We start from the raw sequence: 15,658 nt of genomic DNA, 5'->3' as shown, positions 1-15,658 counted from the left end.
ATGACAAAACTAAGTAAAGCTTTTGCTAAAAACAGAACTGAAGAATTTCCTGACGATGTGTATGATAAGTATGTTTTGCCATTGGCATACGAAGCTATGGATATTAGTGATGCCACAAAAGCATGCGTTATTGTTGGTGGTCGTGGTTCAGGAAAAACAATGTATCTCAAATACCATTGTTACCCTACTATTTTTAGCGAAAAGAAAGATGAAAAAGTTGATTTAAGTAATATTCAAAATATAGGTATATATTGGAGGCCAGACACATCTTTTACACAGCATTTATCTGAAAACTGGCTGGGCAAGCACTGGGCATCGGCGTTCCATTCGTATATGACTTTGTCTCTTTTATTTGAGTTTTGCGGACTGATGCGGACTCTTATAACTAGTTCATCACCAGTTGAAAACAAAGAAACCGTTAAATCATATGCGTTACCTGGAATAATATCCAAATCCCTTATAAATACCAAATTACACCTTAAAGTAATTGATGCGGAAGAGGAACTTCGAAACACAATGTTTACATTGTGTAATTGGATAAATGCACCAATTCAAGAAATACCTCCTGTTCGTCTTGATGTTAAGAGCACACTAGATATTTTAATATCAAGTATAAAAGAAAAAATCCCTGAACTTAAACATATAAATTATCATGTGTTTATTGATGAATTTGAAAATCTGACACTTCAACAGCAAAAGATAATAAATACTCTCATGAAGCATGGTCGACCCCCATTGATATTTAGTGTTGCCCATAAAAGAAATGCTGAGGTGTCGCATGAAACGCTGAGTAGGGAAAAGGTCGTTGAACGAAACGACTTTAGAACTATAAATTTAGATGAGCATTACATAAAGGACTTTGACATATTTGCCGGCGAAATATTGATGATGAGACTTGCTGAACATCTTCATGACCAGTATTTTGATGAATTCATGCGAAATAAAAGCAATACGTCCCAAAGAAACAACCCAAAATATAAGAGTAAAATCAGAGAGATAGGAACCACATTTTTACCAAGCTTAAGCTATAAAGATATAGCATTTCAGATAATTAATTCTGAAGTTTTCATGAAGCACTTGAAGAAATTGATGTTGGATGGACTGAAGAATTTTGAGCTGAAAAAAAATCCCGCTGTGGGTGTTTTTATTGATAAGGATTTCCCAGAAGCTTCAATCGTTAATGCGGTATTGTTAAACAGAACAAGAGACACTCCTGCCGAAATTCTGAAGGAATTTGAAAAATACAAACTTAAACAATACAGTAAATACAACTCATGGATTCCGAATAATCTAGTGGGAGTTATATTATTTTTATACAAAAAAACGCCAGAAAAACCATGCCCACTCTATGCTGGATATGAACAATACGTACATTTATCAAAAGGCAACATCAGACACTTCCTCGAGCTATGTCATCAGTCAGTACTAAAAGGAGAACAAAATAACATACTTATTGAACATGCATTGAATCCATTGCCAGTTGAAATACAAGCATCAGCTACAAAACGTACTAGTGACTTAGAGCTTGAAAAAATATCTGACCTGGGGGCACATGGAGCCCATTTAAAAAGAATAGCGAATAGATTAGGAAAAATATTCAGTTATAGTCACTCCCGGAAGACCCAAAGTGAGGTCGAGATAAATCATTTCACAATGGACCTATCTGAACATCTAGAGCTTGACTCTCACACTAGACAATTGCTCAATGAGGCTCTAATTTGGTCCGTATTGATTGATGAGGATAGCACCAAATCAAAAGCCCCGGACACTATAGAAACCAAAGACTATTTGCTTCACCCTGTTCTCTCAGCACATTTTGGGATAAGTTTTAGAAAAAAGAAAAAGTTAAAATTAAGCAGAGAAGAAGTATCTATTATCTTTACAGCTGATGACAATAAATTCAACGACCTACTCAAAAAGTTTGGTAAAAACTGGGGTGTTGATGAAGGCATTGAATTGGCGGACATAGCCAAAGGTGAGTTCGGAAAGCAGATAGGTCTATTATGATAAACATTGATAAAATCAAGAAAGAGAAAAATCTTGAATCTATATGCAGTGAGTCTTTCGATGCTTTTTTCTTTGGTGAAACGCTTGATGATCGCACATCAACTGTAGAGACTTCAATCAAAATCAACCCTAGGTTCAATATACTATATGATAAAGATAAGTACTCTGTAATTGTAAACGGAACTCATTATAAAATATTTAAGTTGCATGAATTTTTCATAAACAAAAGATTCGGACGAGTTTTAATAGATGCAACCTCTCTTGGGTTCCCTGAGCTATTATATTTACTTGATTCAATAAATAGGTCAGGCATTGCAACTCAAATTGTGGTTCTGTATGTAGAACCTCTAGAGTACTCTAAAGAAAAGGATGCTGGCACTGAGATTGAATTTATGTTGAGCGACAGGCGTCACTCTTTTGTAGCTTTGCCTGCATTTAGCATAGATAACCAGTCAAGCTCGTCTGACAAAGCTGTTCTTGTTACTTTTCTTGGTTTTGAAAATTCTCGACTAGGACAAATCATTGAAAATGATGATGGAGCGAGTTATAAGAGGCTTTCAGCTCATATTTCTTTACCAGCCTATAAACCTGGGTGGGAAAACATTTCAATTAGAAAGCATCTAAGATACTTTGATTATCTCAACTCTGAATTAATAATACACCCTGGCTCCAATCCTTATGCAGTAAATGAATTATTAGACAACTTGGCCTATACAAATTCCAAAGTCGTAATTACACCCATAGGTACAAAGCCTTCAGCCGTAGGGGTTTGTATATTCCTAATTAATAATTATCATAAAAATGAACCAAAAAAACAGGTTGGCGCTATTTATGATTTCCCTGAGAAGTCCAAAAAAAGGAGTGCTGGAATTGGCGTTATATATACGTACTCCTTAACTTCAAGTTAGCTTTTGCTCTCCCAATAGCTAACTTAGGACAACCTGTCCTTTTCAGGTATTGGGATGACTTCTTATCACTGAAAGACGCTATTCTTCGAAGAGGATAAAGTTAGCATCCTTTGACAATATCTATGCATTCAGAGACCAAGAAAAACGATTCATGTCACTAGAAAGTTACGCATCAATTGGGTAGATTCATCTAGTTATGAGAACCCTGTGGTGAGGCGTTTTCATTGCTACAACTTTGAATTATGGCCTTATCTCAAATCAGCGTGCAGACCTGATCTGATGTCTTGTGGTGGACGGAAGGTTAAGGGAGACCGGTATAATTCACGTTTTCCGTCTGTACATTATAGATCGTACCATTCATCAGAACCGGTTGCTGAGACTGGCGTGGGAAGGCCGAAAGATGAGTAGCCGGGATTTGATCCGATTTTCAGCAGCCCGCCGTCATGCAATCCTGGTCTGCGTGCTGGAAGAAGCCAGAGCCACACTGACAGACGAAGTGATTGAGCTACATGAGCGAATGCTGAACAGCCTGTTCAGCAAAGCCAAAAGAATACAGGCTGAGCGCCTTCAACAGACCGGAAAGCTGATCCAGTTTAAACTGAGGCAGTACATCGATGTCGGTCAGGTGCTGTCTGATGCCCGCGATTCCGGTGGCGATCCATGGCTCGCAATAGAAAACATACCCCCGTGGCCCGAATTTGTCGCCAGTCTGGAGGAAACACGCCATCTCGCCAGAAAAAATAATTTTGACCCTTTGCATATTATTACTGAGAAATACAGCACATTACGGAAATATGCCCCGCGCATGCTGTCCGCTTTACAGTTAGTCGCACCCCCGGCAGCACAACCTCTGGCCGATGCGCTGGTTGTGATCAAGGATATGTACCGGAAGCAGTCACGTAAAGTTCCGGCGACTACGCCGCTTGAGTTTGTCCCTGAAAGCTGGCGCAGGGTGGTGATTACACCTGCGGGTATTGACCGGCAGTACTATGAATTTTGTGCGCTCAGCGAGCTTAAGAGGGCGTTACGCTCCGGGGACATCTGGGTTAAAGGCTCACGCCGCTACAAAAATTTTGATGATTACCTCATTCCCGAAAAGGACTTTGACAAACTCACACCGGCGCTGCCACTGCCCGTATCTGCTGATTATCATGAGTACATTGCCAGCCGTATGACTCTTCTTCAGTCCAGACTTGAAGAGGTCAATGCCATGGCTGCCCTTGGTGAACTGCCTGATGTGGAAATATCCGACAAGGGCGTAAAAGTCTCTCCGCTGAATAACTGCGTTCCGGTGCAGGTTTCACCTCTGGCAGAACTGGTTTACAGCATGCTACCGCGACCTAAAATCACGGAAATTCTCGACGAGGTAAACAGCTGGACGACGTTTACCCGTCACGGCTGTTGTAGTCAGCCATGAACTCTTCTGCAAAGGCGTTTGCGGCCTCGGGACAGCCACAGCTCCTTGACCAGGCGGTCCTGCAACGTCAGGTGAGCCCGCTCAACACGGCCCTTGGCTGAACTGGTATTGGCGCAGATACCGGTCAGGTTCAGCTCGTTCATGACATGGCCGAACTGAGTCTGGCCATCTCCGCCGGTGGCCTGCTTGTTGTTGATCCTAAAAACGCTGGCCTTGTCACTGTAGAACGCAAGAGGCTTACCGTAACGCTCCAGATAGCCCGGGTGGCTTCAAAATAGGTGAAAGTGGAGTCAGAACTGACGAACAGAAGCTGCATCAGCCAACTAGTTGCATCATTCTCACAGGCTAAAGTAGGACCAAATCAGCGTAGTGTTCGCGGATAATACGCAGTACACGTTCAGCGAGGCTTGGCATCAGCTGCCGGTTACCACGCTGGCCACTCCGACTGTTAACCAGCGAAAGTGGCCCGTGTTCGCGGTAACGCCCAAGCAAACGGCGACAGTGCCTGTCAGAAACTTCCAGCCGACTGGCCGCGAGACGCTGGTCGATAACATCCTGAAGGATCCTGAGTCGGTTCACATCGTTCATAGAGAAAACTCCGTTCCGTATGTCGTCATAAGTCTCACCCTTTGAAAGCAGTGATCGCTGGCGTGAAACTGTAGCGTGGACATGTATCTAGTCAGAGACGGACATCTCAATTTAGCTATTACATACCCAGTTCGCTTAACAAAGATTATGTTAAATACACGAAAATAATAATTTATATTCAATGAGTTACGCATCACCCAAGTTTCCTTTCTTTAGTTAGTTTCTATTGTGGTAATTTGAGAAACAGAGTTCGCTCCTGGGTTTGCGATTCCTTAAAACCATGGTGAAGATAAAAACCTTTGGCTGTTTCTGTCAGAGCATGAACCATAATCGCACGGACGCCTATATTCTCTGCGACCCGATAACAGCGCAATACTGCATCGTGGAGTAAATCAGCACCCAGCCCTTTTTCTCGGAATGAGACATCGACAGCCAGGCGCGCAAGTATGATTACTGGGATTGGATCAGGCATATTGCGCCTGAGACTTCCAGTGGCTTCAACATGGTTTACGCTACCGGTGGCCAGAGAGTAAAAACCGGCAACCTGTTTGGTACCTGTTTTACAAACAACGAACGTTCTGGCAGCACCAAGAGCCTGATTTTTTAACCCTCTCTGTTTAAGCCAGTCATCGAGAACGGCCTCCCCGCTGACGAACTCAGCCAGTTGATGTGAGCTGGATAACGGTTCCGGTGCTGTTACACGTCCCACTGAGGTTTCCTTGCCAGGAGTTTATTGATTGCAGCGTCATCCGCAACTGGCGCATCGAGCATGTCGATAAACTCTGCATACTGCTCATCGTTAAAATTGAATACGCGCCGATCGAGGATCACATTCTCCGCAGCCTGGCACGCCATTTCCAGAATGAAGTCCGTACGTGATTTATGGAGGATCTCTGCAGCAGCATCGATGAGTGCTCTTTGAGATTCTTTGGCCCTAAGATTGAGTTGAACATCTGATTTCATTAGTGCACTCCTTGTATAGCAATTGCTTTACAAGCATAACACAGTAATAGTGTATAGCAAAAGCTATACACATTTTTGTCAGTGCAGTTATGATCCGAAATATCTGCCTTTTAACTATTTGAGTTAAACGTCCTGCCTGCAAATCTCTGTTCTCTCTGCAGGCTTACCTGATTACACCTAACGCCCTGGCTAAGGCGAACTCAGCCTCTTAAAAAGGCCTTAAGGGCAATCAGCAAGCAGACGATGGATGGTAATCTTGTCTAACATCTGGAAAATTAACTGACGAGAAGGTAGTATTCGGATCGTCAGCGATCGTCTTGTGGTGGGACAGATTGTTGATTCAGATTACTTTTGTGACCTAACTCAAACTGACGGTTTGACTGCTTTGTGGTGAGGCAGGCGGGTGGCAGAAGATGGTTTTACGGAAGAAATGCGGACTTCCGTAAACAAACAGAGACAGGACGTGTCCGTTAAAACGTTCAGGAGCAGGTGACGGGGTTTTCCGGAGCCTGAATGCACAAACCCCCCGAAATCTGTCTGAAACTTGGCGGAATCGTCAGATATCAGGGGGTCCAAAAGCAGGCGCGATGCCTGTGAAGGATTATAACGCATGCACCATAGAAAACAACACCCGGCCGCCTTAAGAACAGGCCGCCGTGAATGACAATCAAAAACCTGTCCACTGGTCTGAACTTCCGGCCGATGAGTTAACCCGTTTCTGGCAGGGAGTCGATGACGGAACTCAGGATGATTTTCTCATCGTACCAGCCAAAAAACGGACCCGCCGTACGCGCGGTGACCATTCAACTCGCTCCAAATGTGAATTTCCCGTGTGGTATCGCCCGGCGCATTATAAAAAGCTTTCCGGGGAACTGGGTCATGCTTACAACCGGCTGGTGATGTTTGACAGGACGACTGGGCAGTCCCGGCTGCGTAGTCACGTCTCGCGCCATCCTCTTTACGTTACCGGTCGCCGGAAGGCAGGCCGAAAATACGGTTTCCGTCCCGAACGTCAGCGCCTTATTGATGCCCTCTGGCCCCTGCTCGTCAGTTTCTGCGATGCCGGCAAGCACACGGTCGGCATGTGTATTTCTCGCCTGGCGAAAGAACTGAGCATGAAAGACGCTAAAGGCAACGTCATACCGGAAACCGAGGTGACGGTGTCACGCTTATCACGCCTTATTGAAGAACAAGTGCGCTTTGGCGTACTGGGTCTGGCAGAAGAACGTATCTGGGATCGTGAATCACGCTCTTGGCTCCCTGTTTATGTCTATATCACTCCCGCAGGTTTTAAGATGTTGGGTGTCAATATGGACAAACTGCTGAAAGAGCAGGAGAAGAAGCTTCGTCTCAGCCCTGAGCGTGAACGACTGATTCATGAAGGTGCGATGACCGAACATGATGATATTACCCCGCATAAGGCCCGACAGTGCTGGTCAGGTCAGAAGCGGCGTGATGCCCTAACTTACCGCCGGAAGAAAGGGGCTGAACGCAAGCGAGCCAACAACCTGATTAAGCTACCGGCAGATGAACGTCTTCATGTCATGGAAAAATGGATTTTCAAAACCCTTTCACATGATGAAGCCTACTGGTGTACGCCTGAACGACTGACCCAGCTGGCCGTACAGCATCTGTATCAGTTGGATCTGGCTCTGTCACCGCCGGATTAACAGCGACACAAACCGCTAAGCTCTCTCTGTATACATGCCCCTGACCGGGGCTTTTTGTGCTGGTTTTTTCCGGGAAAGTCGCGCATTTATTATTCACTGCATATTGTCTGCCTGAGTATTCAGAAGTAAAACTTCCCATCCTGACGGCACAGAATATCGATCATCCAGGTTTTCCACAGAAATCCGCAAAGGGATAAGTCGTGCTTTCCGGAAATGAAAAACAGGGAACCCGCAAAATTATCTTACCCCCCTTTTTTATCGCTCTGTTCATTACATTCCAGAGTGGATCTTTGTCTTCTGCCACTTTGTGGATATGAATAATGCCTTCGCATGCAGCGGCCTGACGGCCACGCGCTCAGATAAAATCAAAGCTTCCCCCCGTCGCAAGCGCCGGGTCCCGTTCTGGCCAGAACCCGACATCAGGCTCACACCTTACCCCTGCAAAACCGCCGCCGCCCCGGCCCGAAGGGCCGGAACAGGGGTCTGACGCTCAGTGGAACGAAAACTCACGTTAAGGGATTTTGGTCATGAGATTATCAAAAAGGATCTTCACCTAGATCCTTTTAAATTAAAAATGAAGTTTTAAATCAATCTAAAGTATATATGAGTAAACTTGGTCTGACAGTTACCAATGCTTAATCAGTGAGGCACCTATCTCAGCGATCTGTCTATTTCGTTCATCCATAGTTGCCTGACTCCCCGTCGTGTAGATAACTACGATACGGGAGGGCTTACCATCTGGCCCCAGTGCTGCAATGATACCGCGAGACCCACGCTCACCGGCTCCAGATTTATCAGCAATAAACCAGCCAGCCGGAAGGGCCGAGCGCAGAAGTGGTCCTGCAACTTTATCCGCCTCCATCCAGTCTATTAATTGTTGCCGGGAAGCTAGAGTAAGTAGTTCGCCAGTTAATAGTTTGCGCAACGTTGTTGCCATTGCTGCAGGCATCGTGGTGTCACGCTCGTCGTTTGGTATGGCTTCATTCAGCTCCGGTTCCCAACGATCAAGGCGAGTTACATGATCCCCCATGTTGTGCAAAAAAGCGGTTAGCTCCTTCGGTCCTCCGATCGTTGTCAGAAGTAAGTTGGCAGCAGTGTTATCACTCATGGTTATGGCAGCACTGCATAATTCTCTTACTGTCATGCCATCCGTAAGATGCTTTTCTGTGACTGGTGAGTACTCAACCAAGTCATTCTGAGAATAGTGTATGCGGCGACCGAGTTGCTCTTGCCCGGCGTCAACACGGGATAATACCGCACCACATAGCAGAACTTTAAAAGTGCTCATCATTGGAAAACGTTCTTCGGGGCGAAAACTCTCAAGGATCTTACCGCTGTTGAGATCCAGTTCGATGTAACCCACTCGTGCACCCAACTGATCTTCAGCATCTTTTACTTTCACCAGCGTTTCTGGGTGAGCAAAAACAGGAAGGCAAAATGCCGCAAAAAAGGGAATAAGGGCGACACGAAAATGTTGAATACTCATACTCTTCCTTTTTCAATATTATTGAAGCATTTACCAGGGTTATTGTCTCATGAGCGGATACATATTTGAATGTATTTAGAAAAATAAACAAATAGGGGTTCCGCGCACATTTCCCCGAAAAGTGCCACCTGACGTCTAAGAAACCATTATTATCATGACATTAACCTATAAAAATAGGCGTATCACGAGGCCTGTGGGAGGAAAATAAAGTGTCATCCTAACTACAGGACCCTGCAACGTAGCAATTCCTGCAAAAATCCATTTAAAACAATGACTTATTTCAATTCTGCCATCTGCAAGCGTTTTGTGGGGATGGAGGCCGGAATCATTAAAGTATCATCCTAATTTTCGCTCAACCTTGGAAAATGCTGAGAATCGTAAAAATAAAGTTTCATCCTTTCCGCTACTAGTTCAAGGCTTTCTTCCGGCCGCCGGCAACAACGCTGCTTGGCTGAGGCGATCCACTTGCGCTACCGCTCACTGATCAGATCGAACTTGAACTCGACGAGCAGCCAACCATCAGGCCGAGCGTGATCGCCAAAAAAAACGGATCATGCGAAATCCTTCGTTGAGTTTGGCGCGGGTTTTAGCAAATCAGCTGGCCCGCGATCCGGTTGAGAGTGATCCGAAGCGGTCCTTGACGACCGGCACAAATCGGCCGATTCTGTTGAAAAAGTAGCTTTAGCGGCAGCCTGCCGATCAGGTGTGCCTGCTGTCGAAGTGGCTGCAAGCCACTTCAAGTTGCCTTCCGGCGTTTCACTGAGCGTCCTTGCTCAGGTTTAAGGGTTAATTTGAGGGTTTCTGCTCGTAGCAGGCATACCTATCCCGTCAGCGGTGGCCCTTGAGGCAAAAGCTTGGCCATGCGGCGCAGGTTCTGCACCATCGCAGCCAAGGTGAATTCGTCAGTGGCACCCGTTAGGCCACGCAGTCGTAAACGGTCGAGTTTCATGATCCGTTTGAGGTGGGCGAAAAGCATCTCCACCTTCTTTCGTTCGCAGCGAGAGACGAGGTACTCCGGTGTCTTGGCGATGCGTCGAGCCACGTCGCGGGCAGCCTCATGGATGCTGCGGACGATCTTCCGATTCGGCGTGTTGGGGCAGCATTTCGCTTTCAACGGGCAGGTGGCGCAGTCGGTTTGGCTGGAGCGGTAAATGACGGTTTTGGCCTTAGTTACCCGCGACCTTTGCTGGGTGAAGGCGCGCCATTCACTGCGTAGCGGTTTGCCGGCTGGGCAGCGATATTCATTGGCGTCCTGACTCCAGTGAAAGTCGTTACTGGAGAGGCTGTCGTCCTTGCGCTCGGTCTTGTCCCACACCGGCACATGCGGTTCGATGTCCTTTTCTTCGACCATCCAGGCCAGCATCGGGGCGGTGCCATAAGCGGTATCGCCGATAAGGCGTTCCGGTGTGAGATCGAACTGCGCCTCGACACGCTCGACCATCGTCCTAGTCGAATCGACTTCGGCGGTACGGTGCGCCGGGGTAGCTTCCACGTCCATGATCACACCGTGCTCAGTGTCGATCAGGTAATTCGTGGAGTAGGCAAAAAAGGCCGGGCCACCTGGCGCTGCTGTCCAACGGGACTGAGGATCAGTGAGCGAAATTTTCTTGGGAAGAGCCTCAGCCAGCGCCTCTTCATCAAGGGCTTCGAGGTACTCGCGCACTGCGCGGCTGCTGAGCTTTGGATCGTTCCAATCGACCTCATCTCCCGCCACCCCACGTTGCCGGCTGGCATCCGCCTTAATGATGCTGGCGTCGACGGCGAAACCTTCACCCTTGACTAGGCCGGCTGCCATGCAGCGCCGCAGCACCTCATTGAATAACCAGCGGAATAGATCGCTGTCACGAAAACGCCCATGGCGATTCTTCGAGAAGGTCGAGTGATTGGGGACTTCGTCTTCCAGACCCAACCGGCAGAACCAGCGATAGGCCAGGTTCAGGTGCACCTCTTCGCACAATCGCCGCTCGGAACGAATGCCATAGCAGTAGCCGACGACCAGCATGCGCACCATCAACTCCGGGTCAATCGAGGGACGCCCGATGGGGCTATAGAAATCTGCCAGGTAGGCACGTAGATCACTGAGATCCAAGCACTGGTCGATGCTGCGCAGGAGATGTTGGGCCGGGACGTGATCTTCCAGATTGAACGAGTAGAACAGGCGCTGCTGTCCTCCCGGTAACTGTCCCATCATGCTGTTCGCCCCCACGCTCGCTGACAAAGCAATTTTGCCAACGGCATGGGGAGGCCGCTACTTTTTCAACAGAATCGGCCGCACACAGCCATTCGGCTCAACAGAACCCTGCCTTTACCCCACCAAACTCCGGAAACTCGCCCGGTAGTCCGTCGGCTTGAGATGCACATGTTGGCTGAGGTCGCCGGGTAGCGTGAACAGGCGCGGACCGTCCCGAAACTGGAACACGCGATACAGATGGAATTGATCGCCCGCCTCCTTGGAGAATTCGAGTTCGTTGTGGCTGACCAAGAAAGACGAGCCTACCCCGCCATTGGTGGTTTTCACCTCGATGAAGCGCTCATGGGCGTCCTCTTCGAACGACAGGATGTCGAACCCCGCACCGTCTCCCTGGGTGTCGGACACCCAATCCAGCCGCTGAAAAAGCTCTGGGTGGCCGAGCTCGGTCAGGCGTTGCTGTTCGTAGCCAATCACCCACTGCTCCCCTGCCCGGCCCAGCTTGCGGTTGGCTTCATCGCGAGCGGCATAATCGAACTTTCGCGGTAGGCGTTGCCGTAGAGATGCCGGGGTACGCACAAGCACTTCACGGGCGGGTGGTTCTACCAAAGCCGCTCGGTAGGTTTTGTCACCCGGAAGTTTTACCTCCTCCAGGGCATCGACAAGAGCGCCGACCGTCTGCTGATGTTCCAGAACGTAGGCGTGTACGGATTTACGCAGCAGCAGTTGGCTGTTGCCGCGTGGCTTGTAGCCGTTGATATAGGGCAGGCCCAGGGCATCGAGTACGGCGCTAATGTTCTGGTGCTTGAGCTCGACTGAAGACTTGCTGCGACCGTTCAGCAGTTGGCGCAGTGCCTGGTTGTGCTCGGACTTGTGGTACGGCTCCCCAGCCGCCTCGGCACGCAGCATGTCGAAATAGTCTTCGACCGTGGCCAGGACCTCTTCTTCGGACCAGTCTTCGCCGATGCGAATGATGCGAAACCCGAGCCGCGTCAGCGCCGGAACGACGGTCGTCTCGCCACCGGAGAAGCTGTCAGCAGTGAGCGGGCCCTGCTCGGGAAATTGCTTGCCGAAGGCCACACCGGCGATGGCCTTGGAATCGCAATCGGTGCCGGTCTTCGGATCACGTACCAGGAAGTCGCGGGACTTGCCGTAGCCGTGGCGCGCCAGGAATTTCGTGCGGCCCAGTTGCACGAACTCATCGATGGCAGCCTGCACGGCGGCGGGGCTTCGAAGCTGGGAGAGTTGAGACACAGGGTCCTTCCTTACTGTCATGGTGTGCCGGGAACCGCCGAGCCACGAGATTATGAGTAGCCCCTGAACAGAAACGTCACGATAAAAGCGACGAATTCTTCGGCGACGTCGAAACCTACCGCAAGGAATTGCTCGGCACCCTCACCGGCACGCCCGCGGCCGGCGCGAGCGCGACCACCCTGACCGTGAAGTACCAGGGCTGCGCCGATGCCGGCGTGTGCTACCCGCCGCAGACCCGCACCCTGAAGGTCGCGTTGCCGGGCGAAGCGGGCGCTGGCGGCTTCGGCTGTAAGGCGCGCGGGCTGCATGATTATGTCGTCAAGAACGGCTCTGCCGATCATCCCAACGCCGAGGTGAAATTCGCACTGGGTGATGTGGTCAACACCATGATCGGCTGCACTAATGGTGAAACGATCATGCTGTGCCACGACACCTCGCTGCCGCGCCCCTATTCTCTCGGCTTTCGGGTGCAAGGCACCGAGGGGCTGTGGATGGACGTCAACAAGTCGATCTATCTGGAGGGCAAGAGCCCACAGCCGCACCGCTGGGAGCCTGCCGAGGGCTGGTTTGCGAAATACGATCACCCGCTATGGAAACGCTACGCCGATCTGGCGGCAGGGGCCGGGCATGGCGGGATGGACTGGTTCGTGATCCACGCTTTTGTCGAGGCGCTGAAGGCCAAGGCCCCGATGCCAATCGACATTTACGACGCGCTGGCCTGGAGCGCGATCACGCCTCTGTCGGAACAATCGATTGCTGAGGGCAATCGCACGTTAGATTTTCCCGACTTCACCCGAGGGCAGTGGCGCACCCGCAAGCCGATCTTTGCGCTGAACGACGCCTATTGATCGACGCGATTTAGGCCAAGCGCACCGCAAAGGCGAAATTGGTAATCTTGTCGGTATCCTTGACGCCCGGCGCGCTTTCGACGCCGCTGGAGGTATCGACCAGCGGCGCTCCGGTGCGCGCAATCGCCTCGGCAACATTCGTCGGATTTAGCCCGCCTGCCAGCCCCCACGGCAAGGCACCGCGATATCCGGCCAGCAGCGACCAGTCGAACGCCAACCCCATGCCGCCGGGCAGCGCGCCTTTGGGGGTCTTGGCGTCGAACAAGATCAAGTCCGCCGCCCCGGCATAGGCTGCGGCGCGTGCGACATCGCTGGCGCTGGCGACGGGCAGCGCCTTCCACACCGGCTTGCCAAACCGCGCGCGCAACTGGGCCACGCGTTCGGGCGATTCCGAACCGTGCAGCTGCAGCGCGTTCAGCTTGGCTGCCACCAGTGCGTCGGCGATGACAGCATCATCCGCATCGACGAACAAACCGACCATGGCGATCTGGCCAGCTGCGCGCGATGTCAAAGCGCCCGCGACATTCGACGTAACCGCACGGGGCGACGCTGGATAGAACACCAACCCGGCATAGTCCGCCCGCGCCGCGATGGTCGCATCGAGCGCCTCGGGTGTGCTGATCCCGCAAATCTTGATTTTCGCGGGCATGCGGTCAGTCGGGGTTCTGGATCAGCCGCACCAGCGTGCAGTCGGGATCGATCAGGTAGCCGATCCTCAGGCCGCTCGCCTCCAGTTGCGGAGCTTTGAAGCGCGGCCAGCCGGTGCTTTTTTCCTCGGCTCCCGCCGCGTTCACCAATGCCACCATGGCATCGAGATCATCCAACCGCAGGCAACAGCCGAACGAGCTCGTAGCTGGGTCGAGGTCAGGATAGGGGAAGAATTCGAGCTGCAAACCGCCGCGCTGCAGGATCATCCAGCCGCGATCCTTCCAACTCGTCGCAAAGCCCAGCTTCGCATAAAACGCCTCTGTCACATCGAAATCGCGCGATGGCAGATTGGGGGTGACGTGGTCAGCCATGGCTCAGCGCAGCTTGTCGGCCATGCGGGCCGTATGAGTGATTGCGGCGCGGCTATCGGGGGCGGAATGGCTCATCACGATCATGCTGGCCTTGGGGAACGCCGCACCAAACGCGCGCGCTGACGCGGCGTAGTGCTCAGTGTCGGCATCACCGAGATTGCCGAGCGACTTGGCCTTGCTGTCCTTGATCAGGCAGCCACCAAAAGCGATGTCGGTGCCGTCGATCCCAACGGTGATATTGTCACTGGTGTGGCCGGGGCCGGGGTAAAATACCTTGAGCGGGCCAAAGTTGGGCGCGGTTGCTGGTTCGACCCAGCCATTGGCGGCGAAAGTCAGGCTGTGTTGCGCCGCAACCATCCCCTCTTGCGGGGCAAGCTGGTTCGACAACGCATTGGCATAAGTCGCAATCCCCGCCGCATGCAGCGCGTCCATACCGCCCATCTTGTCCTGATGCGCGTGAGTCACCACCGCCAGCGCGACCGGCAGGTTGATCTCCTGCTTGATCCAGTTGAGGATCTGGGCGGTCTGGTCATCGGTCCAGGCGGTATCGACCACCAGCACGCGGCCGCCATCCCTGACGATCAAACCGTTGGAAGCGACTGCCCCGAAACCCGGCATGTCGAGATAGGAAGTGTGCTGCCAGACATTCGGTGCGAGCTGGCGGAAAACCAGATCGCCAAACCGTTGGTCGCCAGTTTCCATTTGCTGGCCAATCGTCGGGCGGATTTCACCGGGCATGCACCCGCTCAGCATCAATGCAGCGGCTAATGCGGTGCTCAGCTTCGCGACCGGGTGCATAATATTGGGCAATTCCATCAAGTTTTCCTTTTATTCAGCATTAAAAACCCCGCAAATGCGAGGCCTAGTAAATAGATGATCTTAATTTGGTTCACTGTAGCAAAAATATGGGGCGAATTCAAACATGAGGTGCGACAGTTTCAAAAGCCATATGATAATCAACAAGCTGAGCAAATTTCTCTAATGGTGTAAGCCAATCTAACGCCTTTCTAGGACGAGTATTCAGTGACATGGCAACTTGATTTAAATAATGCTGATCTGCCTGATTTAAATCAATCCCTTTAGGTAAATATTGCCTAATTAAACCATTCATATTTTCGCATGTGCCTTTTTGCCAGGGTGAATGTGGGTCACAGAAATATACATCTATGCCTAAATCTTCTTCGAGTATTTTATGTTGAGCACTTTTCTTTCACCCAATGGGTGAAAGCTGAATTTCGAAGGAATGCATATTTATCAAGGCTTTGATTATGCTTTTTGAAGTACTGACGTAGAATCTAGGTATGAGTAAA

At 50.2% G+C, this 15,658-nt stretch carries 11 protein-coding genes and 5 pseudogenes; 6 read left to right on the top strand and 10 right to left on the bottom strand.

The genetic code is table 11. The features are described from left to right. The 3 genes and pseudogenes from ACT3IC_RS22650 to ACT3IC_RS22640 form a co-directional block, all read left to right on the top strand. Window positions 1-2,007, top strand: coding sequence for an ORC-CDC6 family AAA ATPase (locus tag ACT3IC_RS22650; protein WP_473479550.1), 2,007 nt, complete (start codon window positions 1-3; stop codon window positions 2,005-2,007). Further along, window positions 2,004-2,915: a hypothetical protein gene (locus tag ACT3IC_RS22645; protein ID WP_473479547.1), complete on the top strand. Its 912-nt coding sequence runs from the start codon at window positions 2,004-2,006 to the stop codon at window positions 2,913-2,915. Before ACT3IC_RS22650 ends, ACT3IC_RS22645 begins: the two co-directional genes overlap by 4 nt. Window positions 2,916-3,258: 343 nt before the next feature. After that, window positions 3,259-4,311: pseudogene (locus ACT3IC_RS22640) on the top strand (Tn3 family transposase); the annotation flags it as partial. Here ACT3IC_RS22640 and ACT3IC_RS22635 read toward each other — a convergent pair. From ACT3IC_RS22635 to ACT3IC_RS22625, 3 genes and pseudogenes are all read right to left on the bottom strand, one after another. Next, window positions 4,304-4,920, bottom strand: a pseudogene (locus tag ACT3IC_RS22635) (transposase family protein); the annotation flags it as partial. The pseudogenes ACT3IC_RS22640 and ACT3IC_RS22635 sit on opposite strands and share 8 nt — an antisense overlap. A gap of 223 nt (window positions 4,921-5,143) precedes the next feature. Next, window positions 5,144-5,629 carry a GNAT family N-acetyltransferase gene (locus ACT3IC_RS22630; RefSeq protein ID WP_473479545.1) on the bottom strand — a complete coding sequence of 162 codons (486 nt, stop codon included), beginning with the start codon at window positions 5,627-5,629 and terminating at the stop codon, window positions 5,144-5,146. After that, window positions 5,617-5,905: pseudogene (locus ACT3IC_RS22625) on the bottom strand (type II toxin-antitoxin system TacA family antitoxin). The gene ACT3IC_RS22630 and the pseudogene ACT3IC_RS22625 overlap by 13 nt, the downstream one beginning before the upstream one ends. A 634-nt stretch (window positions 5,906-6,539) precedes the next feature. Here ACT3IC_RS22625 and repA point away from each other — a divergent pair. Then, the gene (gene repA, locus ACT3IC_RS22620) at window positions 6,540-7,553 is read left to right on the top strand and encodes a plasmid replication initiator RepA (protein ID WP_473479542.1); all 1,014 of its coding nucleotides are present in this window, start codon (window positions 6,540-6,542) and stop codon (window positions 7,551-7,553) included. A 625-nt stretch (window positions 7,554-8,178) separates the two neighbouring features. Here repA and ACT3IC_RS22615 read toward each other — a convergent pair. From ACT3IC_RS22615 to ACT3IC_RS22605, 3 genes are all read right to left on the bottom strand, one after another. Further along, window positions 8,179-9,039 carry a broad-spectrum class A beta-lactamase TEM-1 gene (locus ACT3IC_RS22615; RefSeq protein ID WP_000027057.1) on the bottom strand — a complete coding sequence of 287 codons (861 nt, stop codon included), beginning with the start codon at window positions 9,037-9,039 and terminating at the stop codon, window positions 8,179-8,181. 820 nt (window positions 9,040-9,859) lie between these two features. After that, window positions 9,860-11,230: an IS1182-like element ISCfr1 family transposase gene (locus tag ACT3IC_RS22610; RefSeq protein WP_000971921.1), complete on the bottom strand. Its 1,371-nt coding sequence runs from the start codon at window positions 11,228-11,230 to the stop codon at window positions 9,860-9,862. 114 nt (window positions 11,231-11,344) lie between these two features. Beyond that, window positions 11,345-12,481 (bottom strand): protein NO VEIN domain-containing protein, encoded by a 1,137-nt coding sequence (locus tag ACT3IC_RS22605; protein ID WP_000080861.1) that lies wholly within the window; start codon window positions 12,479-12,481, stop codon window positions 11,345-11,347. An 89-nt stretch (window positions 12,482-12,570) separates the two neighbouring features. On the opposite strand from ACT3IC_RS22605, the pseudogene ACT3IC_RS22600 reads away from it, so the two are divergent. Both ACT3IC_RS22600 and ACT3IC_RS22595 read left to right on the top strand, forming a co-directional pair. Further along, window positions 12,571-12,720, top strand: a pseudogene (locus ACT3IC_RS22600) (protein-disulfide reductase DsbD domain-containing protein); the annotation flags it as partial. Continuing rightward, a complete protein-coding gene (locus ACT3IC_RS22595; RefSeq protein WP_328265669.1) occupies window positions 12,697-13,329 on the top strand; it encodes a hypothetical protein in 633 nt (210 codons plus the stop codon). The pseudogene ACT3IC_RS22600 and the gene ACT3IC_RS22595, both read left to right, overlap by 24 nt. Before the next feature lie 10 nt (window positions 13,330-13,339). Here ACT3IC_RS22595 and ACT3IC_RS22590 read toward each other — a convergent pair whose 3' ends face one another. The 4 genes and pseudogenes from ACT3IC_RS22590 to ACT3IC_RS22575 form a co-directional block, all read right to left on the bottom strand. Beyond that, window positions 13,340-13,978 (bottom strand): phosphoribosylanthranilate isomerase, encoded by a 639-nt coding sequence (locus ACT3IC_RS22590; RefSeq protein WP_004201168.1) that lies wholly within the window; start codon window positions 13,976-13,978, stop codon window positions 13,340-13,342. A 4-nt stretch (window positions 13,979-13,982) separates the two neighbouring features. Next, window positions 13,983-14,348 carry a bleomycin binding protein Ble-MBL gene (ble, locus tag ACT3IC_RS22585; protein WP_004201167.1) on the bottom strand — a complete coding sequence of 122 codons (366 nt, stop codon included), beginning with the start codon at window positions 14,346-14,348 and terminating at the stop codon, window positions 13,983-13,985. Window positions 14,349-14,351: 3 nt separating this feature from the next. Next, entirely contained in the window at window positions 14,352-15,164 is an 813-nt protein-coding gene (locus ACT3IC_RS22580) for a subclass B1 metallo-beta-lactamase NDM-1 (protein WP_004201164.1), read from the bottom strand. 100 nt (window positions 15,165-15,264) lie between these two features. Next, a pseudogene (locus ACT3IC_RS22575) lies at window positions 15,265-15,546 on the bottom strand (IS30 family transposase); the annotation flags it as partial. Window positions 15,547-15,658: the final 112 nt, after the last annotated feature.

This window comes from Leclercia sp. GHBNCSD (assembly GCF_055805075.1).
Note: the sequence above shows the minus strand (reverse complement) of the source record. Positions and strands in the feature narration are given on the sequence as shown.